This is a genomic window from Streptomyces sp. P9-2 (assembly GCF_051903975.1).
Lineage (GTDB): Bacteria > Actinomycetota > Actinomycetes > Streptomycetales > Streptomycetaceae > Streptomyces > Streptomyces cellulosae.
This window is the reverse complement of record NZ_CP192633.1, coordinates 3,778,983-3,804,426: the sequence shown is the minus strand read 5'-3', so window position 1 is coordinate 3,804,426 and position 25,444 is coordinate 3,778,983. Positions and strand designations below refer to the sequence as shown.

Genomic DNA, 25,444 nt, shown 5'->3' with positions numbered 1-25,444 from the left:
GTGTTCGCCGGAAGGTCACGAGGAGGTCGGGGGAGGTTCGGGCAGGGGTTCACGCTCTGCGGTTGTCCGGATTCCTACGGTGGCGGGGGGCAGCTCCGGACGGCGCGAGGGGCGGGTCCGGGCGCCCCTCGGGGACGCTCCGGGACCCGCCCCTCGCAGGACGTGACCGGTACGGCGACGGCTACCGCGGCGTCATCCGCTCCACCATGTCCGGGTGCTCCTCGAGCCAGGCGGCGACGGCCTCCTCCTCGTGCCCCTGGCCGCGGTTCTTGATCTCCGCCTCCAGGGTGCCGAGCTCGTCCTCACTCATGCGCCAGTTCTTGATCCACTCGGTGAGCTGCGGGTACTGCTCGGGGAACTTCTTGCTCGCGATCGTGCGGATCGTGTTCCCCTCGCCGAAGGCCTTCTTGGGGTCCTTCAGCTTGGTCAGCTCGTACTCGCTGTAGGCCCAGTGCGGCGACCACAGGGTGACCGCGACGGGCTTCTTCTGCGCCAGGGCGCGCTTGAGTTCGGCCAGCATCGCGGGCGTGGAGCCGTCGACGACCTTGTACTCGTCCTCCAGGCCGTAGCCGGGCAGCACCTCGTTCTTGAGGAGCTGCATCTCGCCGGTGCCGGGCTCGATACCGATGATCTTCCCGTCGAAGAGGCCGGCCTTCCCCTTGAGGTCGGCGAGCGACTTCACGTCCTTGACGTACGACGGGACGGCGATCTCCAGCGAGGTCGGCTCGTACCAGGTACCGAGGTCGGTGAGCTTGTCCTTGCTCTTGTCCCAGTAGTTCTTCTGCGCGTACGGCAGCCACGCGTCGAAGTTGAGGTCGAGGTCGCCGGAGGCGAGACCGGTGTACACCGGGCCGACCTCCATCTGCTTCAGGTTCAGCTTGTAGCCGCGCCGTTCCAGGACGTTCTTCCACAGGTAGGTGACGGCGATGTCCTCGTCCCAGGGGAACCAGGCGACGTCCAGCGGCCGCTTGGCCTCGGCGGGTGTGCCACCGCCCTGGGAGTCCACGGGGGCCAGCTTGTCGACGACGTCCGGGTTGGACTTCAGCCAGGCGCGCACGGCGTCCTGCTGCCTGCCCTTGCCGGCCTTGTTGATCTCGGCCTCCAGGCTGGTGAGTTGCTCCTCGGTCATCGAGAAGTTCTTCAGCCAGTCGCCGACCGTGGGGTTGTCGTCGGCGAAGCCCTTGCGGGACAGCGTGTGCACGCCGTCGCCCTCGCCCCAGGCGCCCTTGGGGTCCTTGAGCTTCTTCAGGTCGAGGTCGTTGTACGCCCAGTGCGGGGACCAGAGCGTGACGACGATCGGTTCCTTCTTGCTCATGGCGCGCTTCAGCTCGGCCAGCATCGCGGGCGTGGAGCTGTCGACGACCTGGTACTCGCCGTCGAGGCCGTACTCCTTGAGGACCTTGCTCTTCAGCAGGGCCATCTCGCCGGCGCTGGACTCGATGCCGGTGATCTTCCCCTTGAACTGCCCGGCCTTGCCCTTGAGGTCCGCGAGCGAGTTCACGTCCTTCATGTAGGCGGGGACGGTCAGTTCCAGGGACGTCTCGTCGTACCAGGAACCCAGGTCGTCGAGGCGGGAGCCGTACTTCTTCCAGTACTGCTCGTGCGTGGTCGGCAGCCAGGAGTTGGTGACGACGTCGATGTCGCCCTGCGCGAGGGAGGTGTAGAGCGGCCCGGCGTCGAACTGCTTGGCCTCCACCTCGTATCCGCGCTGTTCGAGGATCTCCTTCCAGAGGAACGTGGAGGCGATGCCCTCGTCCCACGGCACATAGCCGAGGGAGACCTTCTCGCCCTTGCCGACCTTGCCGTCGCCGGCGGTGTCGGAGGAGGAGCCGCCCGAGCCGCCGAACAGGCCCATGCCGCCGGCCACCAGGGCCAGGACGACGACGCCGATCACGGCGACCTGCGGATGCGGCCGGTACGACCAGATCTTCATGCGGCCCGCGGCGCGGGCGCGGGCGGCGGCCCGCCGGCCCAGCGGGGACACCTGGGTGCCCAGGGCGCTGGTCATACGGTCCAGGTAGATCGCCAGGATGACGATGGCGACACCGGCCTCGGAGCCGAGGCCCACGTTGAGCTGGCCGATGGCCTCGTTGACGTCGCCGCCGAGGCCGCCGGTGCCGACCATGCCGGCGATCGCGGCCATGGACAGGCCCAGCATGATCACCTGGTTGACGCCCGCCATCACCGTGGGCAGCGCCAGCGGGAGCTGGACGCGCAGCAGGGTGTTGCGGGGCGTGGTGCCGAACGCCTCGGCGGCCTCGACGAGTTCCTTGTCGACCTGCCGGATGCCCAGCTCGGTCATGCGGACGCCGGGGGCGAGCGCGAAGATCAGGGTGGCGACGATGCCGGCGGAGGCGCCCGTGCCGAAGAACAGGATCGCCGGGATGAGGTAGATCATCGCGGGCAGCGTCTGCATGAAGTCCAGCACCGGCCGCACCAGTGAGCTGACGCGGTCGGAGCGGGCCGCCCAGATGCCGACCGGCACCGCGACGACCAGCGCTATCAGCGTGGCGACCAGCACCAGCGACAGTGTGATCATCGCGTTCTCCCACAGCTCCATCGACACGATGAACGCGAAGCCGAGGAAGGTGAGGACACCGGCGAGCGCGCCGCGCAGCCAGAAGGCGATCACCGCGAAGATCGCGACGAGCAGCAGCGGCTCGGGCGCCTGGAGGACGGCGTTGATGCCGTCGTAGGTGCCGGTGAAGACGGTCTTGAAGAAGTCGAACAGCCAGCTGACGTGGGCGAGGAGCCAGTCGACGGCGTCGTTGACCCAGTCGCCGAGCGGAATCCTAGGCATGGGCCATCACCTTGCCGCCCTGGTCCTTGGGGCTGTCGCAGACGCCGGGGTCCGCCTCCTCGTCGCCGAGGAAGCCGATCAGGCGCTGCCGGGGCACGACGCCGACGAGGTCGCCGTCGTCGACCACGGCCACCGGGTGCGGGACGCGCGCGCTGATGGCGCACAGGTCGGTGAAGGACGTGCCGGGCGTGGCGGTCTCGCAGGCGCAGTCGGCCTCGTCGCCGCGCACCTCGGGGTCCATGACCGCCTGGGCGGTGAGCACACGGGAGCGGTCGACGTCCTGGGTGAAGGAGGCCACGTAGTCGTTGGCCGGCCGGATCAGGATGTCCTGCGCGGTGCCGATCTGCACGATACGGCCGTCCCGCATGACGGCGATGCGGTCACCGAGGCGCATGGCCTCGTTGAGGTCGTGGGTGATGAAGACGATGGTCTTCTTCAGCTTCTTCTGCAGCTCGATCAGCTGGTCCTGCATTTCGCGGCGGATCAGCGGGTCGAGGGCGCTGAAGGACTCGTCCATCAGCAGCAGGTCGGCGTCGGTGGCGAGCGCGCGGGCGAGGCCGACGCGCTGCTGCATGCCGCCGGACAGCTCGTCGGGCCACGAGTCCTCCCAGCCGGCCAGGCCGCACAGGGCGAGCGCCTCGTCGGCGCGGCGTTCGCGCTCGGCGCGGGGCACGCCCTGCACTTCAAGACCGTAGGCAGCGTTGTCACGGACGCTGCGGTGCGGGAAGAGCGCGAAGTGCTGGAAGACCATGCTGATCTTCCGGGACCTGACGTCCCGCAGCTCGCGGTCGGGCAGGGCGGTGAGGTCCTGCCCGTCGAAGCGGACGTGTCCGGCGGTCGGTTCCAGCAGACCGTTCAGCATCCGCAGCAGGGTCGACTTGCCGGAGCCCGAGAGGCCCATGACGACGAAGATCTCGCCCGGCTCCACGGAGAAGGAGGCGTCGATGACGGCGGCGGTGACGCCGTCGGCCCGCAGCTCCTCGCGGTCCGCCGTGTTGCTGCGCAGCCGTTCGACTGCCTGGTCCGGTCGTCTGCCGAACACCTTGAACAGGTGCTCGGCCTCAAGCCTTGATGACACACGTACCTCTCGTCTCGGCGACAGATGCCGGAACGATGCGGCGGACCGAACGGCCCGCGACAGGTTGAAACAGAAACCGGCATCGTTCCGCCGCCGCGCCTCCCCGGATTCGAACGGCGCAAACGTTTCGTGTGCTGCCTCACAGATGTCGCGCAGGACGCAACACGTCGCACGGCGGACCACGCGGGCGCGCCGAGGGGCCGGTGGTGTCGGTGGGGTGCGGCATGATGCGGGACGTGACCGGACTGATGCTTCTCGACACCGCCTCCCTCTACTTCCGCGCCTACTTCGGCGTCCCGGAGTCCGTCAAGGCGCCGGACGGCACGCCGGTGAACGCCGTGCGCGGGCTGCTGGACTTCATCGACCGCCTGGTCAAGGACCACCGGCCGGATCGCCTGGTGGCCTGCATGGACGCCGACTGGCGCCCGCAGTGGCGGGTGGAGCTGATCCCCTCCTACAAGGCGCACCGCGTCGCCGAGGAGCAGGAGACGGGGCCGGACGTGGAGGAGGTGCCGGACACGCTGTCGCCGCAGGTGCCGGTGATCGAGGAGGTGCTCGACGCGCTGGGCATCGCGCGGGTGGGCGTCGCCGGGTACGAGGCGGACGACGTGATCGGCACGTTCACCGCGCGGGCGGACGGACCGGTCGACATCGTCACCGGCGACCGCGACCTGTACCAGCTGGTGGACGACAAGCGCGGGGTGCGCGTGCTGTACCCGGTGAAGGGCGTCGGCACGCTGCAGGTCACCGACGAGGCGGCGCTGCGCGCGAAGTATGGGGTGGACGGCAGGGGGTACGCGGACCTGGCGCTGCTGCGCGGCGACCCGAGCGACGGTCTGCCGGGCGTACCCGGCATCGGGGAGAAGACGGCGGCCAAGCTGCTGGCCGAGTTCGCGGACCTGGCCGGGATCCTGGCTGCCGTGGACGACCCGCGGTCGAAGCTCACGCCGACGCAGCGCAGGCGTCTGGACGAGGCGCGGCCGTATCTCGCGGTGGCGCCGAAGGTCGTCCGGGTGGCGGACGACGTACCGGTCCCGGACGTCGACACGGCTCTGCCGCGCGCCCCGCGCGACCCGGCCGCCGTGGAGGCACTGGCCGCGCGCTGGGGTCTCGGAGGCTCGGTCACCCGCCTGTTGGCGACTCTCGCGGAGCGGTAGGTGCTAACTTAGGCATACCTAACTGCGACTGGGAGGCCCTCATGCCAGAGCGACCGGCACGCGCGCCGCGCACCCCGCACACCGGCGTGGTCGTCCGCACCGAGCGGCTGACCCCCCACATGCAGCGCGTGGTGCTGGGCGGCGAGGGTCTCGCACGCGTCTCGGCGGACACCTGCACCGACCACTACGTCAAGCTCCTCTTCCCGGCGCCGGGCGCGGTCTACCCCGAGCCGTTCGACCTGGAGCGGATCCGCGCCGAGTTCCCGCGCGAGCAGTGGCCGGTGACGCGGACGTACACGATCCGCCACTGGGACGCCGAACACCGTGAGATGACCCTCGACTTCGTGATCCACGGCGACGAGGGTCTGGCCGGCCCCTGGGCGATCAACGCCCGCCCCGGCGACGTGGTCCGTTTCCTCGGCCCCGGCGGCGCCTACGCCCCGGACCCGACCGCCGACTGGCACCTCCTGGCCGGCGACGAGAGCGCGCTGCCGGCGATCGCCCGCGCCCTGGAGTCGCTCCCGCAGGGCGCCCGCGCGGTCGCGTTCCTGGAGATCGCGGGCCCGGAGGAGGAGCAGAAGATCGACTCCGACGTGGAGATCCGCTGGCTGCACCGCGGCGACCGCAAGGTCGGCGAGGCCCTGGTGGAGGCGGTCCGCGCCCTGGACCGGCCGGAGGGCCGCGTCCACGCCTTCGTCCACGGCGAGGCGCACTTCGTCAAGGAACTCCGCCGCCTCCTCCGCGTGGACCGAGCGATCCCCCGAGAGGACCTCTCCATCTCCGGCTACTGGCGTCTGGGCCACAACGAGGACGGCTGGCAGGCGTCGAAGAAGGAATGGAACGCCCGCATCGAGGCGGAGCAGGAACACACGTCCACTTCATAGGCTCCCGTCAGCGCCGACACGCCCTAGGTGTGTTGTCCGGGGACGTTGGTGACACGCGTGCTGGGTTCTTGAACGGGTGAGGGCCTCCGGGTTCGGTGTGGATTGCGACATCTGCACCGATCCGAGGAGGCCCTCGTGCCCCACCGTAATGCCCCGCTGACCGAGACCGGGCGTCTTCGCCTGGCCCGCTGTGTCGTCGACGACGGCTGGCCGCTGCGCCGGGCTGCCGAGCGTTTCCAGGTCAGCCACACCACCGCCGCCCGCTGGGCCACCCGCTACCGGCAGCTCGGCGTCGCCGGAATGAACGACCGCTCCAGCCGGCCCCACCACCAGCCCCGCAGGACGCCGGCCGAGATCGAGATGGAAGTCCTCCGGCTCCGGCGCGAACACCGCATCGGCCCGCTGCGGCTGGCCGTCCGGTGCCACATCGCGGCCTCCACCGCCCACCGCATCCTCCAGCGGCACGGCCAGCCGCCTCTGAGGGCCCTGGACCGGGCCACCGGCGAACCCGTCCGCCGCTACGAACGCGCCCGACCCGGCGAACTGGTCCACATCGACGTCAAGAAGCTCGGCAGGATCCCCGACGGCGGCGGCCACAAGACCCTCGGCCGGGCCGACGGCCACCGCAGCCGGACCAACGGCGCCGGCTGGGCCTACCTGCATACCGCCCTCGACGACCACAGCCGGATCGCCTACACCGAGGACCTGCCCGACGAGACCGCCCCGACCTGCGCAGCTTTCCTCGTCCGGGCCACGGCCTACTTCGCATCGCTGGGCATCCGCATCGAGCGGGTCCTGACCGACAACGCCTGGGCCTACAGCAAGAACACCTGGCGTGACACCTGCCGCGACCTGGGCATCAGCCCCCGCTGGACCAGGCCTTGGCGGCCCCAGACCAACGGCAAGGTCGAACGCTTCCACCGCACCCTGCTCGACGAATGGGCCTACCAGCGGCCCTACACCTCAGACCACGAGCGCAGGGAAGCGTTCACCGACTGGCTGCACTGGTACAACTACCACCGCCCCCACACCGGCATCGGCGGCCACCCACCAGCCAGCCGCGTCACCAACCTGCCCGGTCAGCACACCTAGGGGCGCGGGGAACTGCGCGCTCAACCCCCACCGGTCGCACCTTCCTCAGGGGCGCGGGGAACTGCGCGCTCAACCCCCACCGGCCCGCACCTTCCTCAGGGGCGCGGGGAACTGCGCGCTCAACCCCCACCGGCCCGCACCCTGCGCACGCGGGACACCCCCACCCCCTCAGAGGCGCGGGGAACTGCGCGACCAGCCCCCACCGACCCGCACCCGACAGCCACCCCCGGCCCCCCCGTACCCTTTCCCCACGTGAGACGCCGCCGACCCCCCACCCCTCCCCCGCCCCTCCCACAACGGGACGGCGTGGACCCGGTCCGCGTACGTCTCCCCGCAGGCGGCCCAGGCGCAACAGTCCGCGACCACCTCGTGTCGCGCCTGGCCGCCCCGCCCGCCCACATCGACGCCCTCTTCACCGCGGGCGACATCGTCGGCGCCGACGGCCGCCCCGTCCCCCCGGACACCCCCTGCACCCCCGGCCTCACGGTGTGGTTCCACCGCGAGATGCCCCCGGAACCCCCCGTCCCCTTCCCCGTGCACGTCGTGCATCAGGACGACCACATCGTCGTCGCGGACAAACCCCACTTCCTGGCCACCACCCCCCGCGGCAGCCACGTGCGCCAGACGGCCCTGGCCCGCCTCCGCCACGACCTCGGCCTGCCGCGACTCACGGCCGCACACCGCCTGGACCGCCTCACCGCGGGCCTCGTGCTGTTCACCGTGCGCGCCGAGGAACGCGGCGCGTACCAGACCTTGTTCCGCGACCGCAGGGTGCACAAGGAATACGAAGCCATCGCCCCGTACGACCCGGCCCTCGCCCTCCCGCGCACCGTCCACAGCCGGATCGTCAAGGAACGCGGCGAGCTGACCGCACGCGAGGTCGAGGGCGACCCGAACGCGGAAACCCGGGTAGAGCTACTCACGCATCGCGAGGACGGCCTGGCCCGGTACCGGCTGACCCCTGGCACCGGCCAGACCCATCAACTCCGCGTGCACATGAGCGCCCTGGGCGTGCCGATCCTCGGCGACCCTCTCTACCCCGAGGTGACCGCCCCGGTCCCGCCCGGCGACTTCCGCCGCCCCCTCCAACTGCTGGCCCGGGAACTGGCGTTCACGGACCCGGTCACGGGCACGGAACGCCGGTTCACCAGCAGCCGGACGCTGGAGGCCTGGACCTCGTACGACATCTGGGCGGCAGATGAGTGACGCGGCGGATCAGTAGCCGCGCCACCACCGCAGGAACCGCTGCCAGGCGCCCTTGGGCGGCTCGGGCTGCGCGGCCGGAGGCGGCACGGGCACCGCGGCCGGAACCGGCCCGGCGTCCGGCAACCCGCCGACACCGGCACCCGCGTCCCCACCCGTACCGCCCACAGCGGCGCCCACCGCGGCAGGCGCCGGCGCCGCGGCCTGCCGCGGCACTCCCCCGATCTGCCAGTCGTACGCCGCAGGCGCCTTCGTGTCGACCTCAGGGCTCGGCACCTGCGTGATCTCCTGCTGAGGCCGCGGCGTGAAGTGCACCGGCAGCGACACCAGATGGCGCGAGGCGATCGACTCGGTGAAGGTCAGCTCCTCCTCGTCGCAGCTCAGCTCCACGTCCGGCAGCCGCATCAGCAGGGCGTCGACGCCGACCTCGGCGATGACACGGCCGATGTCCTGGCCGGGGCACTCGTGGGTGCCGCCGCCGAAGGCGAGGTGCGAGCGGTTGCCCTGCATGTCGGCGGTCGGGTCGGGGCGGACGCGGGGGTCGACGTTGGCCGGCGCGGGCGCGAACAGCAGTCCGTCGCCCTTGCGGATGCGCTGCCCGCCCAGCTCGGTGTCCTGCTTGGCGTAGTAGGCGAAGATGGTGCTGAACGGCGGTTCGTCCCACAGGAGTTGCTCCACCGCCTGGGGCACGGTCATCTGGCCGCCGTTGAGCTGGGACCGGAAGCGCGGGTCGATCAGCACCTGGCGCAGCACGTTGGCGAGGAGGTTCGCCGTGGCCTCGTAGGCGGCGATCAGCACCACCCGCAGATGCTGGCTGACCTCCTCGTCGGACAGTCCGGCAGGGTGGCTGACGAGGTGGCCGGTGAAGTCGTCCTGCGGTTCCTCGCGGCGGCGGGCGGTGAGGCGGTTCAGCGCCTCCATCACGTAGGCGTTGCTCGCGATGGCGGTCTCGGTGCCGCGGATCATGTCGCGGGCGGCCTGCACCATGCGGTCGTCGTACTCGTCGGGCATGCCGAGGACGTGGCACATCACGGCCATCGGCAGGTGCTCGGCGTACTGGCTGACCAGGTCCGCCTCGCCGACCTCGCAGAACCGGTTGACGACCCGCTGCACGCTGCGGTTGACGTACCGGCGCAGGGAGCGGAAGTCGGTGGCGGCGACGGCGGTGTCGATGGCGCCGCGCCAGCGGTGGTGGTTCTCGCCCTCGGTGTGGGCGCACATCGGCTGCCAGGCGATGTGCGGCATCAGCGGGTGGTCGGGCTTGACCAGGCCGTCGCGGAGCGGGGACCAGATACGGCTGTCCTTGGTGAACTGCGCGGGGCTGCGCACCAGTTGCTGGCTCTCGGCGTGGCCGAGCACGATCCACAGCGGCAGGTCGTCGTGGACGAGTACGGGCGCCACCGGGCCGTGCTTCTCGCGCAGCTGCTCGTAGAGGCCCTTGAGGTCGTCCGACTCGTGGAGCCGGGCGAGTCCGCCGGGGCCCAGGCCGTGCGCGGGGCATCCGGGGGGCGGTCCGGGCCGGGCGTCGTCGTCACCGGCCGGGCGGTCCGGCGTCTGGGAGTGGGATTCAGGCGTCACTGTGGTCGCTCCGGGAAGGGGGAAGGCCTAAAAGGTTCCGTGGGAGGGGAAGAAGGTCCCGCGCGTCAGGCGAGCGAGCCCGTCATGGCGAGCGAGTGCAGGAAGCGCATCAGGGTCATCAGCACGTCGCGGCTGGAGGCGCGGCGCCGCACGTCGCACTCCACGATGGGGATCATCTCGGACAGGTCGAGCGCGGTCCGCAGGTCGGCGAGGGGGTAACGGGGCGCGTCCGGGAAGGAGTTGACGGCGACGACGAACGGCACGCCGCGTTCCTCCAGCCGCCCCATGACGTCGAAGCTGACCTCGAGGCGGCGGGTGTCGACCAGCACCACCGCGCCGAGCGCGCCCTCGAACAGGCCGTTCCACAGGAACCAGAAGCGTTCCTGGCCCGGCGTGCCGAACAGGTAGAGCACCAGCTCGTCGGTGATCCTGATGCGGCCGAAGTCCATGGCGACGGTGGTGGCCGTCTTGGACGCGGAGCCGTAGTTGTCGTCGACCCCGATGCCGGCCTGCGTCATGGTCTCCTCGGTGGTCAGCGGTTTGATCTCGCTGACCGAGCCGACCATGGTGGTCTTGCCGACCCCGAACCCGCCGACAATCACGATCTTCACCGCGGACTGCGCCGTGTGGGGCAGCTGGTCCTCGGCGCGTGGGCCCGGGATGGTGTCAGAGCCGTTGAAGTCCATGCATCACCGCTTCGAGAAGGGAACGGTCCGGGAGCGCCTTGCGCACGATGGGGGAGCGCGCCTGGACCAGTTCCGCCGTCAGCAGTTCGGTGATCAGCACGGTCACCACGCTGAACGGCAGACTGAGATAGGCCGACACCTCGGCCACGGACAGGGGGGCGACGCAGAGCCGGAGCAGCGCCGCCTGCTCGGGGGTGGCGGAGGGCGGAGGGTCGGGGGAACGCGCCACGATCAGCGTGACCAGGTCGATGTCGGCGCGCTCGCCGTCCGGCCCCGCGACGACGTACAGCCGTTCCGGGTTGCCGCCCTCGCCCTCCTTCCGGGCCGGGGCGGCCGGCTGTGCGGGGGTGCCCTGCGCGGGAGTGCGCCTCTGGCGTTGGGGAGGAGTCATACGGTCTGCCCGTTCCGTCGGGGCGGACTGGTCAGATGGGCGCCGATGCGGACGACGAGGTCGCGCATCATCCCGCCCATGCGGCCGGGTTCGCAGGTCATGTCGGAGAGCACCGCGAGGTAGGCGTTGGCGCCGGCCGCCATCAGGTAGAAGTAGCCCTCGTCGATCTCGATGAGCACCATCTTCATCTCGCCGTCGCCGTGCGGGAGTTCCTGCGCGACGGCGGCGGCGAGGCTCTGCACGCCGGCGCAGGCGGCGGCGACCCGGTCGGCGGCGTCCGGCTCGCCGCCGTAGCGGGCGATGCGCAGACCGTCGGCGGAGAGCACCACGATCATCTCGACGCCGGGTACGCCGTCGGCGAGCTCCTTGAGCATCCAGTCGAAGTTGGCTCGCTGCTGGATCACTTGAGGTCCCCCTCGTCCTCGGCCTCGGTGCGGGCCGGTTCGTTGATGAGATGCAGGTAGGCGGTCGGGTTCCGGGTGAAGTCGGTGGGGTGGACGTCCGGGTCGAGGTCCTTCTTCAGGCCCTCCCAGAAGGCGTCGACCCACAGCCCGGGTTCGCGGTCGTTCTGCTTCTTCTTCCGGGGCTCGGCCGCTGCCCAGATGTCGTGGTACTCCTCGCCGCGCTCCTTGGCCTCGCGCTCGGCGCGCTCGGCGGCGGCCTGCTCGGCGTAGCGCTGGGTGAGCGGGGTCTTGACGCGGCTGCGGCGCTGCGGGAGGCCGCCGGCGGTCCATTCGGTCACCTCGGGGACGTCGTCCTCCACGGCGGCCGTCTCGGGGATGCGGGGGCTGGTGGGGCGGCGCTTCTTGGGGGCGCGCTGGGGACCGGGGAGGGCGTCGACGGGGCGGGGCACGGCGGTGGCGCCGATGCCGTGGGCGAGGCCGACGCCGGGCTGGTCGGTGATCATCTCGCTCGGGACGACCAGGACGGCGCGGACGCCGCCGTAGGCGGAGGCGCGCAGCGACACCTGCATGTTGAACTGGGTGCACAGGCGGCCGACGACGGCGAGGCCGAGGCGCGGGTTGCCGCCGATCTCCTGGAGGTCGACGCCGCGCTGGGCGCGGTCGAGGATGCCCTCGATACGGGCGCGGGCCTGCTCGTCGAGGCTGACGCCGGCGTCCTCGATCTCGATGGCGACGCCGGTCTGCACCTCGGTCGCGGTGACGCTGACCTTGCTGGTGGGCGGCGAGTAGCGGGTGGCGTTGTCGAGGAGTTCGGCGGCGGCGTGGATGACCGGCTCGACGTAGATGCCCTTGATGTTGATCTTGGCGATCGACTTCAGGTCGATGCGGCGGTACTCGAGGATGCGGGACATGGCGCCGCGCAGCACGCTGTAGAGCGCGACCGGCTTGGGCCACTGGCGTCCGGGGCGGCCGCCGCCGAGGACGGAGATGGAGTCGGCGAGGCGGCCGATCAGCGCGGTGCCGTGGTCGATGCGCAGGAGGTCGTCGAAGACCTCGGGGTTGCGGCCGTGGTCCTCCTCCATCTCCCGCAGTTCCTTGGCCTGCTGGTGGACGATCGCCTGGACGCGGCGGGCGATGGAGACGAAGGAGCGCTGCGAGGAGTCACGCAGGTTCTCCTCGTCGTCGATGATCTTGAGGACCTTGCGCAGCAGTACGTGCTGGTACGTGGGCAGGTCGCGCCAGGAGGGGTTGAGCCTGGGCAGGTCGCGCATCACCTCGTCCGGCTCGTTGCCGGCGTGCAGGTGGTCCAGGCAGGCGGGGAAGACCTTCTGGATGAAGTACTCGGTCTCCGTGTCGTGGGCGGCGATCCGCGCCTCCAGATACGCACGGTGACGCTCGTGCTCGGCGCGCGCCTCCCGCAGGACACGGCCGCGGCGCACCGCCTCGGTCGCGGCGACGGCCACCAGCAGGGTCGCCACGGCGCCGCACACGCCGACGGCGATCCGGGCGGGCTCCGTCACCAGGGCGACGGCGGCTCCGGTCGCCGCGGCCATCACTATGGACGGCAGCAACAGCACGCGTGCGTAAGGAAGTTGGACACTCGCCATGTGAGCCCTCTGAAGCGTGTCGACTGACGGTCGGGAACGTGCACATAAGGGAACAGGCGCACGAATTCATCTCAACTCGGTGCGCTGCGGGCGAGCTTAGTCCGACGGGATCATCGCCATGTCATATTCAGCAAGTGCCGGAAAGGGCCCCTGGGGCAGGAGTACGCTCGGGGCCATTTGTACGATCCGGAATAATTCGAACACGGCGCGTCACAGCGCACGGATGTACGACGGCCACTCACCGTCACGGGTGAACCGGGCCCTCGGAGGGCGGTCCACAGCCTCGCGGAGGCCTCCTCATCCCTTCCCGCGCACGCGGCCGGTGATGCCGCCGCACGAGGGCGCGCACAGTGCAGAAGCCCGGCGCGCGGAGGGCGCACCGGGCTTCCGGAGTCGAGGTCGAGCGGGGTCAGCCCACGGAGGAGTAGGCCACCACCCCGCGCAGCAGATCCTCCACGGCCCTGCGGGCGTTCTTCGCGACCGTCGAGCCCTCGGCGACCGGGGCCGCCGCGGCGATCTGCCCCAGCACGTCGATGACCTGCTTGCACCAGCGCACGAAGTCGCCGGCCGGCATCTCCGCCTCGCGCAGCACCTCGTCGAGGCCCTTGCCGGACGCCCACATGTAGGCGGCCCAGGCGAAGCCGAGGTCGGGCTCGCGCTGGCCCACGCCCTCGGTCTGGCTGATCCGGAAGTCCTCCTCCAGCGCGTCCAGCCGGCCCCAGATGCGGACCATCTCGCCGAGCGCCGCCTTCGCCTTGCCCGAGGGCAGCTTGGGCGCCGTCGCGTCGTCGGCGACCCGCGACTCGTACACCAGCGCAGAGACGCACGCGGCGAGTTCGGCGGGGCCGAGGCCCTCCCAGACCCGCTCGCGCAGACATTCGCTGGCCAGCAGGTCGAGTTCGCCGTACAGCCGGGCCAGCCGCCTGCCGTGCTCGGTGACCTCGTCGCCGCGCAGGTAGTCCATCTCCGTCAGCAGCGCGACGATCCGGTCGAAGGTGCGGGCGATGGTGTTCGTCCGGCCCTCGATGCGCCGCTCCAGCTGCGAGGTGTCCCGCAGCAGCCGGTGGTAGCGCTCCGCCCAGCGGGCGTGGTCCTCGCGGTCCTGGCAGCCGTGGCACGGGTGCGCCCGCAGCGCCTTGCGCAGCCGCGCGATCTCCCGGTCGTCGGCGGCCGGGGCGCGGTTCTTGCGGTGCCGGTCCGGCACGATGTGGCCGGCCTTGGTGCGCAGCGCGGAGGCGAGGTCCCGGCGGGACTGCGGGGAGCGCGGGTTGAAGGACTTCGGGATCCGCATACGCTCCAGCGCCTCCACGGGCACCGGGAAGTCGACCGACGCCAGCCGCTTCACCTGCCGCTCGGCGGTCAGCACCAGCGGGCGCGGACCGTCGTGGTACTCCACGCCCCGGTGGCCGTTGGTGCGGCCCGCGGGCAGCCCCGGGTCGAGCACCAGCGCCAGCCCGGCGTACTTGCCGGTGGGCACGTGGATCACGTCGCCCGGCTTGAGCTTCTCCAGCGCGACGGCGGCCTCGGCGCGCCGCTGCGCCTGGCCCTGGCGGGCCAGCTCGTTCTCCCGGTCCTTCAGCTCCCGGCGCAGCCGCGCGTACTCCTCGAAGTCGCCGAGGTGGCAGGTCATGGAGGCCTTGTAGCCCTCCAGGCCCTCCTCGTTGCGCTGCACCTGACGCGAGATGCCGACGACCGACTTGTCCGCCTGGAACTGCGCGAACGACGTCTCCAGCAGCTCCCGCGAGCGGTGCCGCCCGAACTGCTCGACCAGGTTGACCGCCATGTTGTACGAGGGCTTGAAGCTGGAGCGCAGCGGATACGTGCGCGTGCCGGCCAGGCCCGCGAGGTGGTCGGGGTTCATCCCGCGCTGCCACAGCACCACGGCGTGGCCCTCGACGTCGATGCCGCGGCGGCCCGCACGGCCGGTCAGCTGGGTGTACTCGCCGGGGGTGATGTCGGCGTGCTGCTCGCCGTTCCACTTGACGAGCTTCTCCAGCACCACCGAACGCGCCGGCATGTTGATGCCGAGCGCCAGGGTCTCGGTCGCGAACACGGCCTTCACCAGACCGCGCACGAACAGCTCCTCGACGACCTCCTTGAAGGTCGGCAGCATGCCCGCGTGGTGCGCGGCTATGCCCCGTTCGAGGCCCTCCAGCCACTCGTAGTAGCCGAGGACGTGCAGGTCCTCCGGCGGGATGGAGGCGGTGCGCTCCTCGACCAGGTCGCGGACCTGGGCCCGCGCCTCCTCGTCGTTGAGCCGCAGGCCCGCGTACAGGCACTGCTGCACCGCGGCCTCGCAGGCGGCCCGGCTGAAGATGAACGTGATGGCGGGGAGCAGGCCCTCGGCGTCGAGCCGCTCGATGACCTCCGGGCGGCTCGGCGTCCACACCCGCGAGCGCTGTCTGCGCTCCCGCTCGCGGTCCGCCTCCCGCATGCCGTTGCGACCCCGGCGGCGGTCGCCCCAGGACGGGCGGCTCGCCTCGAGCCGGGCCATGCGCGTCAGGTCGGGGTTGACGGCCCGCTTGTGGCCCTCCCCCTCCTCGAACAGGTCGTACATCCGGCGGCCCGCCAGCACGTGCTGGAACAGCGGCACCGGACGGTGCTCGGAGACGATCACCTCGGTGTCGCCGCGGACGGTGTCCAGCCAGTCGCCGAACTCCTCGGCGTTGGACACGGTCGCCGACAGGGAGACCAGCGTCACCGACTCGGGGAGGTGGATGATCACCTCCTCCCAGACGGCGCCCCGGAAGCGGTCGGAGAGGTAGTGCACCTCGTCCATCACCACGTAGCCGAGGCCGAGGAGGGTCTGCGACCCGGCGTACAGCATGTTCCGCAGGACCTCGGTGGTCATCACGACCACGGGCGCGTCGGAGTTGACGCTGTTGTCACCGGTGAGCAGGCCCACCTTGTCGGTGCCGTAGCGGCGGCACAGGTCGGCGTACTTCTGGTTCGACAGCGCCTTGATGGGGGTCGTGTAGAAGCACTTCTTGCCCTCCTGGAGGGCGAGGTGGACGGCGAACTCGCCGACGATCGTCTTGCCGGATCCGGTGGGGGCGGCGACCAGCACGCCCTTCCCGGCCTCCAGTGCCCGGCAGGCCTCCACCTGGAAGGGGTCGAGGCCGAAGTCGTACATCTCGCGGAAGGAGGCGAGCGAGGTGGCCTGCTCGGCAGCGCGCCTGCGTGCTGCCGCGTACCGCTCGGCCGGTGAGAGGTCCTCTGTCATCGTGCTTTCGAGCGTACCGGGCCGCACCGACAACGTGACGATCATTATCCGCATCGGCCACGTGAGGGGGTGGAACGCCTGCTCAGGGGCCGACGACCCGGACCGCCCCCGGCACGCAGTGCGCGGTCAGCGGCAGCGGCCCGACGTACTCGCCGTCCGCATAGCCGGTGACGTCCTCGGCGACCAGTTCCACGCTCGCCGCGCGCAGCACGGTCACCACGGGGTGGTCGACGTGCGTTCCCTTGTAGACCCGCGGGAAGACCCGCAGCAGCGTGGCGCGGCTGCACTGGCCGACGACGGTGATGTCGAACAGTCCGTCGGTGAGGTCGGCGCCCGGGCATATCCGCATGCCCCCGCCGTACGACGGCCCGTTCCCCACGGCCACGAGCGTCGCCTCGACCTCGCGGACCTCCCCGCCGTCCAGGGTGATCCGGTACGGCAGCGGCCGGAAGGCGGCCAGCTCGGCGATCATCGCCACGTCGTACTTGAAGCGGCCGAGGGGGGCGCGCATCCGGTTGCCCCGGTCGTTGACGCGGGAGTCGAAGCCGGAGGCGAGCACGGCGCCGAACCAGCGGTCGCCGATCCGGCCGAGGTCCACGTCACGGGAGCGCCCGCTCTTGAGGGCGTCGGCGATCATCCGGCCCGACGTGGCGGGTTCGCCGAGCGGCATGCCGAGCGCGCGGGCGAAGTCGTTGCCGGTGCCCGCGGCCACCAGGCCGAAGGGGGTGCCGGTGCCGACGACGGCCTGCAGGGCGAGGTGGGCCATGCCGTCGCCGCCGACGGCGACCAGGGCCCCGGTGCCCTCCTCGACGGCGGTACGCGCCCGGGACAGCGCGTCCTCGGGGCCGTCGCCCGTCACGGTGCCGACGTGGAAGCCGGCGTCGCGCAGCGCGGCGGCGGCCGTCCGCGCCGCGCGGGCGCCCCGGCCGCCGCCCGCGGTGGGGTTCACGAAGAGGGTGATCTCGCTGGTCACGGGGATGACCCTACGAGGTGCCGGCCCGTCCTCAGGTCACGTCGTCATAACCGTTGACGCGGTCCCGGGAGCTCTGTTCGGGCAGCGCGGTGACCGGTTCGGCCGGTTCGACGGCTTCCGGCGTGTGGTCGAGCTCGGAGGCCTCGTCGTCGGAGGGGCCCTCGGCCTCCTTGCGGGCGCGCCGCTTGTCGTTCAGCAGCGAGAAGCCCACGGCGAAGAAGTACAGGACCACGATCGGACCGGACAGCGCCAGCATGCCCACCGGGTCGGTGGTGGGCGTGGCGACCGCGCCGAAGACGAAGACGCCCATGACGACACCGCGCCACCAGCCCGCCATCCGGCGGCCGGACACGATGCCCACCATGTTCAGCATGATCAGCAGCAGCGGCAGCTCGAAGGCCAGGCCGAAGACGAGCACCATGCGGATGGTGAAGTCGAGGACCTCGTCGAGCGACAGGATGTTCGCCGATCCCCCGGGCGTGAGGCTGAGCAGCACCTTGATGCTGACCGGGAGGATGACGTACGAGAGGAGGGCGCCGCCGGCGAACAGCGGGACCGCGGCCGCCGTGAAGACGTAGGTGTACTTCTTCTCGTGCCGGTGCAGACCGGGGGCGACGAAGGCCCACAGCTGGTAGAGCCAGACCGGGCTGGAGACGACCAGGCCCGCCATGAGGCTCACCTTGATCGTCGTGGTGAACGGCGACGTCAGTGTGTTGAACGACACGATGGCGCAGTTGCCGCCGTCGCTGTTCGTCAGGTCGTCGCACTTGGGCACCGGCTCGGCCAGGAACTGCATGAGCTGTTCGCTGTAGAACGCGGCGACGACCGACACCACGACGATCGCGAGCACGGCCTTGGCCAGGCGGTTCCGCAGCTCACGCAGGTGTTCCACGAGAGGCATGCGCCCCTCGGGATCTCTCTGCTGTTTGCGGGCAGACTTGAGCAACCCACGTTCCCATCTCGTGCGGCGGGCCGGAGGTCACCGGCCCTGCGTCAGCGCTTGGTCGTGTCCGTCGGCTCGGTGACCGGGCGGGAGCTGGTCACGTCGCCGGGGGCCGCCTGGATGGTGCGCTGCGCCGGGGGCTGCTCGCCGGTCGCCGGCGGGTCGGCCGGAGCGGAGGACTTGTTGTCCTCCTTCATCGCCTTCGCCTCGCTCTTCAGGATGCGGGCGGACTTGCCGAGCGACCGCGCCATGTCGGGAAGCTTCTTCGCACCGAACAGCAGGATGATGACGACGAGGATCAGAATGATCTCGGTAGGTCCGAGCCGTCCCATAAGTCTTTACCTTCTCACCGAGGCGGGTGGGTGGGTGGCTGTCCGACCGGTCGGACATGCGTCCGAAGGACGGTGCAGACAGCGATCGTAACGCCCAGAGGTAAACGTCCGGCAATCCCTGTGCGTACTCCCGTCCGCGGCCCGTGCCTCGTCTCCGGGCCGCGATCAGCAGCGTACCTGTCGTGCCCCGGCCCGTGACAGGGCGGCGACGACGGCCCGTCCGGACGGCCGGAACGCGCCGCGGGACTACAGGGCTTCGGCCGAGCGTGCCGTGCTGGTGGCCGCGCGCTCCAGGTCCTCGGCGGCGCGGCCGATACGGCGGGCCGAGTCGGCGACCTGCCTGCCGAGGCGCTCCGCCTCGACGAACACCCGGACGGCGAGCACTGCGAGCACCAGCAGCCCCAGGAATCCCAGGGCCACGGCGAACATCGGCCAGAACATGGGTCGAGCCTAGACGGTCGAGTGCAGCCGGAGCGTACGCACCCCGCCGCCGGTGAGCAGCTCGACGATCCGCTCCCCCGCGGGCTTGCGGACGGCGGCGCCGCACTCGGGGCAGGTGAAGGAGTAGAACGTGGTGCGGCTGCTGGCGCCGATGGCCAGCCGCAGCGCGCTCGCGGAGAGTTCGAAGCGCCCCCGGCAGTCCGGGCAGCCCGCCCGGAACATCACCGGGGCCACGTTCCTCATCCCGGCGAACGCGGACGCCGCCGTCATGCCCCGTGCCCCTGTGGTCGCCGACTCGCTCAAAGCCCTCGCTCCTGACTGTCGTCCTGCACGCTCATCCCGCCGCCCCGGCCCCGTCGTACGCCTCCAGCGCCTCACGCGCCGCCCGGCGGGCGCTCTCGGCCAGCTCCTGCGGCTCCACGATGCGCCCGTCCCGGCCGAGCCGCAGCGCCAGCCGCTTCAGCGACGCGGGGTCGGGGGTGCGCAGGGTGATACGGAGTCCGCCGTCGGGGAGCTCATCGGCGCTGTCGTGCGGGTAGTACTCGGCGACCCAGCGCCCGCCGGGGCCGACCTCGACGACCACCTCGGGGTCCTCGGCGGAGGGCTGCACCAGCCCCTCCGACAGGTCGCGCAGCTCCACCTCGGGCGGCGCGGACGGCTCGTCGAGGATCCTGATCTCGGCGACCCGGTCCAGCCGGAAGGTGCGGCGCGCCTCGGAGCGGCGGCACCACGCCTCGACGTAGGTGTGCCCGACGCTCACCAGGCGGATGGGGTCGATCTCCCGCTCGGTGACCTCGTCACGGGCGGGCGAGTAGTAGCGGATCCACAGCCGGCGGCGCTCGGCGATGGCCCGGTCGACGTCCGCGAAGACGCCGCCCTCGGACTCGAAGGTCACCGAGAGCCGGGAGCTGGCGCCGGCCGCCTCGCCGGCCGCGGTCTCCACCTTGGCGGTGGCCCGCAGCAGCGCCTGACGGTCGCTCTCGCGCAGCCCCGGCAGCGTGGCCACGGCGCGGGCGGCGACGAGCAGCGCGGTCGCCTCGTCGGCGGCCAGGCGCAGCGGCTCGGCCGCGTCGGCGCCCAGGGCGGCCGGGTTGTGCCACCAGATGCGCTCACCGTCGGTGTCGATGTCCAGCAGGTCGCCGCCGCGGAAGCTGGTGCCGCACATGGGCAGCACGTCGAGGTCGGAGACCAGCTCGTCCTCGGTGACGCCGAAGGCGCGCGCGACGTCCTCGATGCGTGCTCCGGGGCGCTCGCGCAGATATGTCACCAGGGACAGCATCCGCCGGGTCTGGTCGATGGCGTTCACGGGCCTGACCGGTTTGCCTGCCACGTTGTCGTCCGCTCCCCCTCAGCCCTTGGCCACGGCACGCAGCCGGTCCACCACGTCGGCCCGCAGTTCCTCGGGCTCCAGCACCACCACGTCCGGTCCGAACTCCACCAGCCAGGCGTCCAGTCCGTGCCCGTACGGGATCTCCAACTCGTCCCAGCCGTTCCCGAGTTCCCGGACCGAGGTGGCCTTGGCCCGCAGCGGGAAACCGGCGTCGGAGCGCAGCCGGATGCGCGCCGAGCGGTCGGCGGTCTCCCCGGCCCAGCTCGCCACGGTCTCCCGCACGGTGACGACGTCCGGCACCGGCACGGTGAACCGGCCGGCGCGCGAGCGCACCTTGCCGGTGATCCGGGAGAGCCGGAAGACCCGCTCGGCGCCGCGGTCGCGGTCCCAGCCGGCCAGGTACCAGTGGCCGCGCCAGCACTCGAGCGCCCACGGCTCGACGTGCCGCTGCTCGGGCTGGGCGGCGTTGGCCTTGCGGTAGTCGAAGACGACCGGGCGGCGGTCGCGGCAGGCGAGCATCAGCGGCTCGAACGCGGCCTCGTGCACCGGGATGCGCGGTTCCAGCGCGCTGTGCGCGCCGTACGGGTCGACGTCCTCGGGTAGTCCGGCGGCGCGCAGCTTCTGGAGGGCGCCGGAGGCCGCGCCGGCCAGCCGGGCCTGCTGCCACACCTTCGCGGCGAGACCGAGGGCGGCGGCCTCCTCGGCGTCCAGGGTGATGGCGGGCAGCCGGTTGCTGTCGCGGCGGGCGAGGTAGCCCGTCTCGCCCTCGAGGTTCTCGACGGTCTCGATGACCAGTCCGAGTTCGCGCAGATCGTCCTTGTCGCGCTCGAACATGCGGTTGAAGGAGTCGTCAGAGCCCGCCTCGAGGTACGCCTCGATGGACTCGCGCAGCTCGCGCTTGGTGAGCGGCCGCCGCGTCCCGAGCAGACACAGCGCCAGATTCATCAGCCGCTCGGCCTTGGCAATCGCCATCGACGCGCTTCGCCTCCCTATGGTGCTTACGACCGATGACCGTACCGCCCCGGGGTGGCGTGGTAAAAGCCGAGGGCCCGTGCCCGGACAGGCACGGACCCTCGGCGATCGACTCCGGTCGGTTCAGACGCCGAGCAGGTCGACCACGAAGATCAGAGTCTCACCGGGCTGGATCGCCGGGGTGGGGCTCTGGTTGCCGTAGGCGAGGTGGGCCGGGATGGTCAGCTGGCGGCGGCCGCCGACCTTCATGCCCTGCACGCCCTGGTCCCAGCCCTTGATGACCCGGCCCGCGCCCAGCGGGAAGCGGAAGGGGGTCCCACGGTTCCAGCTGGCGTCGAACTCCTCGCCGGTGCTGAAGGCGACGCCCACGTAGTGGACGGTCACGGTGTGACCCGCCTTCGCCACCTCGCCGTCGCCCTCCCAGATGTCCTTGATCTCGAGGTCCGCCGGGGGCTCGCCGCCCGGGAAGTCGATCTCGGGCTTGTCGATGCTCACGTCTTCATGCTCCTGCTTTGTCTGCGGAAAGGCGAACTCGCACAGTCTTGCATCCCGGCGGGGTCACAGCTTCGCGAGGATGTCCACGGAGAAGACCAGCGTGGAGTCCTTCTGGATGCCGCTGCCCTGGGGCGGGTTGTCGCCGTAGCCCAGCTCCGGCGGGATGACGATGAGGACGCGGCTGCCGACCTTCTTGCCGGTGAGGCCCTGCGCCCAGCCCTTGACGACCTGCTGGAGCGAGAAGGACGTGAGCTGCCCGCGGCCGTACGTGGAGTCGAACTCCTTGCCGCCGTCCCACAGCACGCCCTTGTACTGCACCAGGACGCTGTCCTCGGCGCCGACCTTCTCGCCGTCGCCCTCGATGACGTAGTTCGCCACGAGCTTCTTCGGGGCCTGGGCGTCGGGCACCTCGATGGAGGGCGCCTTGCCGTCGGTGTTGGTGCCGACCTTCGGCAGGTCGATGTTGTCCTGGGCGACGTCGGTGCCCTTGGCGGAGCTCTTGGCGTTGAACGTGTCCTGCACGTCGACCACGAACACCAGTGTGTCGGTGCCCTTGATGCCCGCCTGCGCGTTGCCCTGGTCGCCGTAGCCCCAGGTGGGCGGGATCGCCATCTGGACGCGGCTGCCGGTCTTCTTCCCCACGAGCCCGTAGCGCCAGCCGTCGATGATCGTGCCCTGGGCGAGCTGGATGGCCAGGGGCTCCTTGCGGTCGTAGGAGTTGTCGAACACCTTGGCGGTGCTCCAGACCTGGCCCAGGTAGTGGGCGACGATGAAGTCGTTCTCCGCGATCGTGCGCCCGCCGCCCGCGATGACCGTCTTGACGGCGAGGTCCTTGGAGGGGTCGCCGCTGCCCTTCGCGACGGTGGGCTTCTCGCCGAACTTGGTCCCGGCCGTGATCGCCGGCAGCGGACCCTCGACGATCTTCGGCGACGGCGCCGCCGACGCCTCGGACTCGGAGGGCGCGGCCGTCTCGCTGGCCTTGCCGGAATCGGACTTGTCGTCGCCGCACGCGGCGAGGGTGGCCAGTCCAGCGGGGACGGCAATGAGAAGTGAGCGTCGGCGCACGGTGGGGGCCTCGTAATCATCGATCTTGTGGATGGCGTCCGCGCAACTCTACGGCGTGAGAAGGGCGCCGCACGGTGTAACGTACGGCACCCGTGTGACGTTCCGGGTGTTTCGTCAACTCCCGGGAGACACATCGGCTCCCGGGGTGACGCGTCCTCTCACATGCCGGCGATCAGCTTCTCCACCCGCTCGTCCACCGAGCGGAACGGGTCCTTGCACAACACGGTGCGCTGGGCCTGGTCGTTGAGCTTGAGGTGCACCCAGTCGACGGTGAAGTCCCGCCGCTGCTCCTGGGCGCGCCGGATGAAGTCGCCGCGCAGCCGGGCCCGAGTGGTCTGCGGCGGCACGGACTTGCCCTCGAAGATCTTCAGGTCGTTGCAGATCCGGGCGGCTTGTCCCTTCTTCTCGAGCAGGTAGTACAGGCCACGACGACGGTGGATGTCGTGGTAGGCGAGGTCTATCTGCGCGACCCGCGGGTGCGACATGGTCATGTTGTGCTTGGCGCGGTAGCGCTCGAGCAGCTTGTACTTCATGACCCAGTCGATCTCGGTGCCGATGCGGTCGAGATCCTCGGACTCGATCGCGTCCAGCGTGCGGCCCCACAGCTCCAGCACCTGGTCGACGGTGCCGGTGCGGATGCCGCGGCGCTCGCAGAAGTCCAGCGCCTTCTCGTAGTACTCGCGCTGCACCTCCAGCGCGGACGCCTCCCGGCCGCTGGCCAGGCGCACCTTGCGGCGGCCCGTGATGTCGTGGCTGACCTCGCGGATCGCCCGGATCGGGTTCTCCAGGGTGAGGTCGCGCATGACGGTGCCCGCCTCGATCATGCGCAGCACCAGGTCGGTGGCGCCGACCTTGAGCAGCATGGTCGTCTCGGACATGTTCGAGTCGCCGACGATGACGTGCAGCCGGCGGTAGCGCTCGGCGTCGGCGTGCGGCTCGTCGCGGGTGTTGATGATCGGCCGGGAGCGGGTCGTCGCCGAGGAGACGCCCTCCCAGATGTGCTCGGCGCGCTGGCTGACGCAGTAGACGGCGCCGCGCGGCGTCTGCAGCACCTTGCCGGCCCCGCAGAGCAGCTGCCTCGTCACCAGGAACGGGATGAGGATGTCCGCGAGCCGGGAGAACTCCCCGTGGCGTGCGACGAGATAGTTCTCGTGGCACCCGTAGGAGTTGCCCGCCGAGTCGGTGTTGTTCTTGAAGAGGTAGACGTCGCCCGCGATTCCCTCCTCGTGCAGGCGTCGTTCGGCGTCCACCAGGAGTCCTTCGAGAATGCGCTCGCCGGCCTTGTCGTGGGTGACCAGTTCGGTCACGTTGTCACATTCCGGCGTTGCGTATTCCGGATGTGACCCCACGTCGAGATAGAGGCGGGCGCCGTTCCGCAGAAAGACATTGCTGCTTCGGCCCCATGACACGACACGGCGGAAGAGGTACCGCGCCACCTCGTCAGGCGACAGGCGGCGCTGTCCCCTGAACGTGCACGTGACGCCGTACTCGTTCTCCAGCCCGAAAATGCGGCGGTCCATGAGGGAACATTACGCCCGATCCTTCGAGCTGAAACGGGGTTCGACGGCACGGTTCGGATCATTTTCCGAACCGGCCGCGACAACAGCCGTCCTGGCCGGAACCGCCAATACCCGTCCGGTGGCGATCAAAACCAGCAGCGACACGCCGCCCGCCGCACCCGGTACGGCGAATCCCCAGAGCGCTCCGCCTGCCTCGACCACGGGACCGGTCACACCGGTGCCGAGCGACGCGCCGACGGTGAAGGTGGTCACCAGCCAGGAGAACGCCTCGGTGACGGTCCCGCGCGGCGCGTGCCGGTCCACCAGGACGAAGGCGCACGCGATCGCCGGGGCCAGGAACACGCCCGCGAGCACCATGAGCAGCGTCATCGCCACGGGGCCCGGCATCAGCATCAGCGGCAGGTAGAACACGGCCAGCAGCGCCACGATCGCCTGGAGCCGCCGCGCGGGCCGGCCGACCCACTGCCGCGCGCCGTACACGATTCCGCCGACCAGGGCGCCCAGCCCGATCCCGGCCATCATCCAGCCGTAGACGACGTCACCGCCGTTGTCGTCCGCGTACGTCACGGCGGCGACCGTGATGGAGCCCAGGGCCATGCCGATGGCCAGGAAGGCGCCGAGCAGCGCGAGGAGCCCCGGCGAGCGCAGCGCGCCGAGCCAGTGCGCCTCACGCGGTGCGGAGCGCCAGGCCCGGGAGGGCGGCGAGACGACCACGGAGAGGGCGCCCAGCACCCCGATGACGTTCAGCACGAGCAGCGCGGCCTGGCCCGACCACAGGGAGACGCACACCGTCACGAGCAGCGGCCCGACGGCGAACATCACCTCCTGGGCGACGGCGTCGAGGGCGTACGCCCGGTGGACGTGCTCCTCCTTGGGCAGCACCGAGGACCACAGCGCCCGCAGCCCGCCCTCCAGAGGCGGCGTGAACAGCCCCGCCAGAGCCACCGCGCCGTACGCGACGACCAGCGACCCGGTCCCCACGAACGCGAACACGGCCATCGCCAGCGCCGACAGCAGCGCCGCCGGCAACTGCACCCGAGGCTGCCCCTTCAGATCGACGAGCCGCCCGAGCACCGGCTGCCCCACGGCGTTGGACACGCCGTACACCGCGGCGAGCACACCGGCGAGGCTGTACGACCCGCCCTCCGCCCGCACGAACAGCACGATCGCGATCGGCGCGGTCGCGTTGGGCAGGCGCCCGACCAGCGTGCCCACGAGCAGCCGGGTGGCGTGCCGCGCCCGGAGAATGTCCAGGTATCCCGTCGCCATC

Annotated in this window: 23 protein-coding genes; 4 read left to right on the top strand and 19 right to left on the bottom strand. The window is 71.0% G+C overall.

What is annotated here, in order from left to right; genetic code table 11:
- Window positions 1-181: 181 nt before the first annotated feature.
- The gene (locus ACQY0Z_RS17400) at window positions 182-2,800 is read right to left on the bottom strand and encodes an ABC transporter permease/substrate binding protein (RefSeq protein WP_254588376.1); all 2,619 of its coding nucleotides are present in this window, start codon (window positions 2,798-2,800) and stop codon (window positions 182-184) included.
- On the bottom strand, window positions 2,793-3,878 hold the full coding sequence (locus ACQY0Z_RS17395) for a quaternary amine ABC transporter ATP-binding protein (RefSeq protein ID WP_439812500.1): 1,086 nt from the start codon (window positions 3,876-3,878) through the stop codon (window positions 2,793-2,795). Before ACQY0Z_RS17395 ends, ACQY0Z_RS17400 begins: the two co-directional genes overlap by 8 nt.
- Before the next feature lie 227 nt (window positions 3,879-4,105).
- On the opposite strand from ACQY0Z_RS17395, the gene ACQY0Z_RS17390 reads away from it, so the two are divergent.
- The 4 genes from ACQY0Z_RS17390 to ACQY0Z_RS17375 all read left to right on the top strand — a co-directional run bounded on the left by ACQY0Z_RS17390 (window position 4,106) and on the right by ACQY0Z_RS17375 (window position 8,217).
- A complete protein-coding gene (locus tag ACQY0Z_RS17390; RefSeq protein WP_254588378.1) occupies window positions 4,106-5,035 on the top strand; it encodes a 5'-3' exonuclease in 930 nt (309 codons plus the stop codon).
- A 41-nt stretch (window positions 5,036-5,076) separates the two neighbouring features.
- Window positions 5,077-5,919: a siderophore-interacting protein gene (locus ACQY0Z_RS17385; protein ID WP_381727390.1), complete on the top strand. Its 843-nt coding sequence runs from the start codon at window positions 5,077-5,079 to the stop codon at window positions 5,917-5,919.
- A gap of 135 nt (window positions 5,920-6,054) precedes the next feature.
- Window positions 6,055-7,011 carry an IS481 family transposase gene (locus ACQY0Z_RS17380; RefSeq protein WP_439812081.1) on the top strand — a complete coding sequence of 319 codons (957 nt, stop codon included), beginning with the start codon at window positions 6,055-6,057 and terminating at the stop codon, window positions 7,009-7,011.
- Between the two features lie 252 nt (window positions 7,012-7,263).
- On the top strand, window positions 7,264-8,217 hold the full coding sequence (locus ACQY0Z_RS17375; protein WP_189902658.1) for a pseudouridine synthase: 954 nt from the start codon (window positions 7,264-7,266) through the stop codon (window positions 8,215-8,217).
- A gap of 9 nt (window positions 8,218-8,226) precedes the next feature.
- Here the strand turns inward: ACQY0Z_RS17375 and ACQY0Z_RS17370 are convergent, their stop codons facing one another.
- From ACQY0Z_RS17370 to ACQY0Z_RS17290, 17 genes are all read right to left on the bottom strand, one after another.
- Window positions 8,227-9,792, bottom strand: coding sequence for a cytochrome P450 (locus ACQY0Z_RS17370; RefSeq protein ID WP_254588671.1), 1,566 nt, complete (start codon window positions 9,790-9,792; stop codon window positions 8,227-8,229).
- A 65-nt stretch (window positions 9,793-9,857) separates the two neighbouring features.
- Window positions 9,858-10,478, bottom strand: coding sequence for a GTP-binding protein (locus tag ACQY0Z_RS17365; RefSeq protein WP_189902654.1), 621 nt, complete (start codon window positions 10,476-10,478; stop codon window positions 9,858-9,860).
- A complete protein-coding gene (locus ACQY0Z_RS17360; RefSeq protein ID WP_189902652.1) occupies window positions 10,459-10,869 on the bottom strand; it encodes a DUF742 domain-containing protein in 411 nt (136 codons plus the stop codon). Before ACQY0Z_RS17360 ends, ACQY0Z_RS17365 begins: the two co-directional genes overlap by 20 nt.
- Window positions 10,866-11,273 (bottom strand): roadblock/LC7 domain-containing protein, encoded by a 408-nt coding sequence (locus ACQY0Z_RS17355; protein WP_006132309.1) that lies wholly within the window; start codon window positions 11,271-11,273, stop codon window positions 10,866-10,868. Before ACQY0Z_RS17355 ends, ACQY0Z_RS17360 begins: the two co-directional genes overlap by 4 nt.
- Entirely contained in the window at window positions 11,270-12,880 is a 1,611-nt protein-coding gene (locus ACQY0Z_RS17350; RefSeq protein WP_347226714.1) for a sensor histidine kinase, read from the bottom strand. Before ACQY0Z_RS17350 ends, ACQY0Z_RS17355 begins: the two co-directional genes overlap by 4 nt.
- A gap of 409 nt (window positions 12,881-13,289) precedes the next feature.
- Window positions 13,290-16,148, bottom strand: coding sequence for a DEAD/DEAH box helicase (locus tag ACQY0Z_RS17345; RefSeq protein WP_189902648.1), 2,859 nt, complete (start codon window positions 16,146-16,148; stop codon window positions 13,290-13,292).
- Between the two features lie 37 nt (window positions 16,149-16,185).
- A complete protein-coding gene (locus ACQY0Z_RS17340) occupies window positions 16,186-17,076 on the bottom strand; it encodes a diacylglycerol kinase (protein WP_189902646.1) in 891 nt (296 codons plus the stop codon).
- A 31-nt stretch (window positions 17,077-17,107) separates the two neighbouring features.
- A complete protein-coding gene (gene tatC, locus ACQY0Z_RS17335; RefSeq protein WP_189902644.1) occupies window positions 17,108-17,977 on the bottom strand; it encodes a twin-arginine translocase subunit TatC in 870 nt (289 codons plus the stop codon).
- Window positions 17,978-18,069: 92 nt separating this feature from the next.
- Window positions 18,070-18,351, bottom strand: coding sequence for a Sec-independent protein translocase subunit TatA (gene tatA / locus ACQY0Z_RS17330; protein ID WP_024885165.1), 282 nt, complete (start codon window positions 18,349-18,351; stop codon window positions 18,070-18,072).
- Window positions 18,352-18,597: 246 nt separating this feature from the next.
- Complete coding sequence (locus ACQY0Z_RS17325; protein WP_019521614.1) at window positions 18,598-18,792, bottom strand: hypothetical protein; 195 nt, start codon at window positions 18,790-18,792, stop codon at window positions 18,598-18,600.
- 9 nt (window positions 18,793-18,801) lie between these two features.
- Window positions 18,802-19,062 carry a hypothetical protein gene (locus ACQY0Z_RS17320; RefSeq protein ID WP_366251845.1) on the bottom strand — a complete coding sequence of 87 codons (261 nt, stop codon included), beginning with the start codon at window positions 19,060-19,062 and terminating at the stop codon, window positions 18,802-18,804.
- Between the two features lie 64 nt (window positions 19,063-19,126).
- The gene (locus ACQY0Z_RS17315) at window positions 19,127-20,122 is read right to left on the bottom strand and encodes a helix-turn-helix transcriptional regulator (protein WP_254587976.1); all 996 of its coding nucleotides are present in this window, start codon (window positions 20,120-20,122) and stop codon (window positions 19,127-19,129) included.
- Between the two features lie 18 nt (window positions 20,123-20,140).
- Window positions 20,141-21,094 (bottom strand): helix-turn-helix transcriptional regulator, encoded by a 954-nt coding sequence (locus tag ACQY0Z_RS17310; RefSeq protein WP_189902642.1) that lies wholly within the window; start codon window positions 21,092-21,094, stop codon window positions 20,141-20,143.
- Window positions 21,095-21,217: 123 nt separating this feature from the next.
- The gene (locus tag ACQY0Z_RS17305; RefSeq protein ID WP_019521618.1) at window positions 21,218-21,589 is read right to left on the bottom strand and encodes an FKBP-type peptidyl-prolyl cis-trans isomerase; all 372 of its coding nucleotides are present in this window, start codon (window positions 21,587-21,589) and stop codon (window positions 21,218-21,220) included.
- Between the two features lie 63 nt (window positions 21,590-21,652).
- Window positions 21,653-22,654 (bottom strand): FKBP-type peptidyl-prolyl cis-trans isomerase, encoded by a 1,002-nt coding sequence (locus tag ACQY0Z_RS17300; RefSeq protein WP_439812499.1) that lies wholly within the window; start codon window positions 22,652-22,654, stop codon window positions 21,653-21,655.
- Window positions 22,655-22,812: 158 nt separating this feature from the next.
- Complete coding sequence (gene pafA / locus ACQY0Z_RS17295) at window positions 22,813-24,174, bottom strand: Pup--protein ligase (protein WP_006132297.1); 1,362 nt, start codon at window positions 24,172-24,174, stop codon at window positions 22,813-22,815.
- 9 nt (window positions 24,175-24,183) lie between these two features.
- Window positions 24,184-25,443, bottom strand: a complete 1,260-nt coding sequence (locus tag ACQY0Z_RS17290; protein WP_254587975.1) for an MFS transporter — start codon at window positions 25,441-25,443, stop codon at window positions 24,184-24,186.
- Window position 25,444: the final 1 nt, after the last annotated feature.

What these genes read in the sequence shown, in the direction of transcription:
- ACQY0Z_RS17400 (WP_254588376.1), bottom strand. Translation starts at nt 2,800, where the DNA reads ATGCCTAGGATTCCGCTCGGCGACTGGGTCAACGACGCCGTCGACTGG.
- ACQY0Z_RS17325 (WP_019521614.1), bottom strand. Translation starts at nt 18,792, where the DNA reads ATGTTCTGGCCGATGTTCGCCGTGGCCCTGGGATTCCTGGGGCTGCTG.
- tatC (WP_189902644.1), bottom strand. Translation starts at nt 17,977, where the DNA reads ATGCCTCTCGTGGAACACCTGCGTGAGCTGCGGAACCGCCTGGCCAAG.
- ACQY0Z_RS17350 (WP_347226714.1), bottom strand. Translation starts at nt 12,880, where the DNA reads ATGGCGAGTGTCCAACTTCCTTACGCACGCGTGCTGTTGCTGCCGTCC.
- ACQY0Z_RS17345 (WP_189902648.1), bottom strand. Translation starts at nt 16,148, where the DNA reads ATGATCGTCACGTTGTCGGTGCGGCCCGGTACGCTCGAAAGCACGATG.
- tatA (WP_024885165.1), bottom strand. Translation starts at nt 18,351, where the DNA reads ATGGGACGGCTCGGACCTACCGAGATCATTCTGATCCTCGTCGTCATC.
- ACQY0Z_RS17310 (WP_189902642.1), bottom strand. Translation starts at nt 21,094, where the DNA reads ATGGCGATTGCCAAGGCCGAGCGGCTGATGAATCTGGCGCTGTGTCTG.
- ACQY0Z_RS17290 (WP_254587975.1), bottom strand. Translation starts at nt 25,443, where the DNA reads ATGGCGACGGGATACCTGGACATTCTCCGGGCGCGGCACGCCACCCGG.
- ACQY0Z_RS17320 (WP_366251845.1), bottom strand. Translation starts at nt 19,062, where the DNA reads ATGACGGCGGCGTCCGCGTTCGCCGGGATGAGGAACGTGGCCCCGGTG.
- ACQY0Z_RS17385 (WP_381727390.1), top strand. Translation starts at nt 5,077, where the DNA reads ATGCCAGAGCGACCGGCACGCGCGCCGCGCACCCCGCACACCGGCGTG.
- ACQY0Z_RS17390 (WP_254588378.1), top strand. Translation starts at nt 4,106, where the DNA reads ATGCGGGACGTGACCGGACTGATGCTTCTCGACACCGCCTCCCTCTAC.
- pafA (WP_006132297.1), bottom strand. Translation starts at nt 24,174, where the DNA reads ATGGACCGCCGCATTTTCGGGCTGGAGAACGAGTACGGCGTCACGTGC.
- ACQY0Z_RS17365 (WP_189902654.1), bottom strand. Translation starts at nt 10,478, where the DNA reads ATGGACTTCAACGGCTCTGACACCATCCCGGGCCCACGCGCCGAGGAC.
- ACQY0Z_RS17360 (WP_189902652.1), bottom strand. Translation starts at nt 10,869, where the DNA reads ATGACTCCTCCCCAACGCCAGAGGCGCACTCCCGCGCAGGGCACCCCC.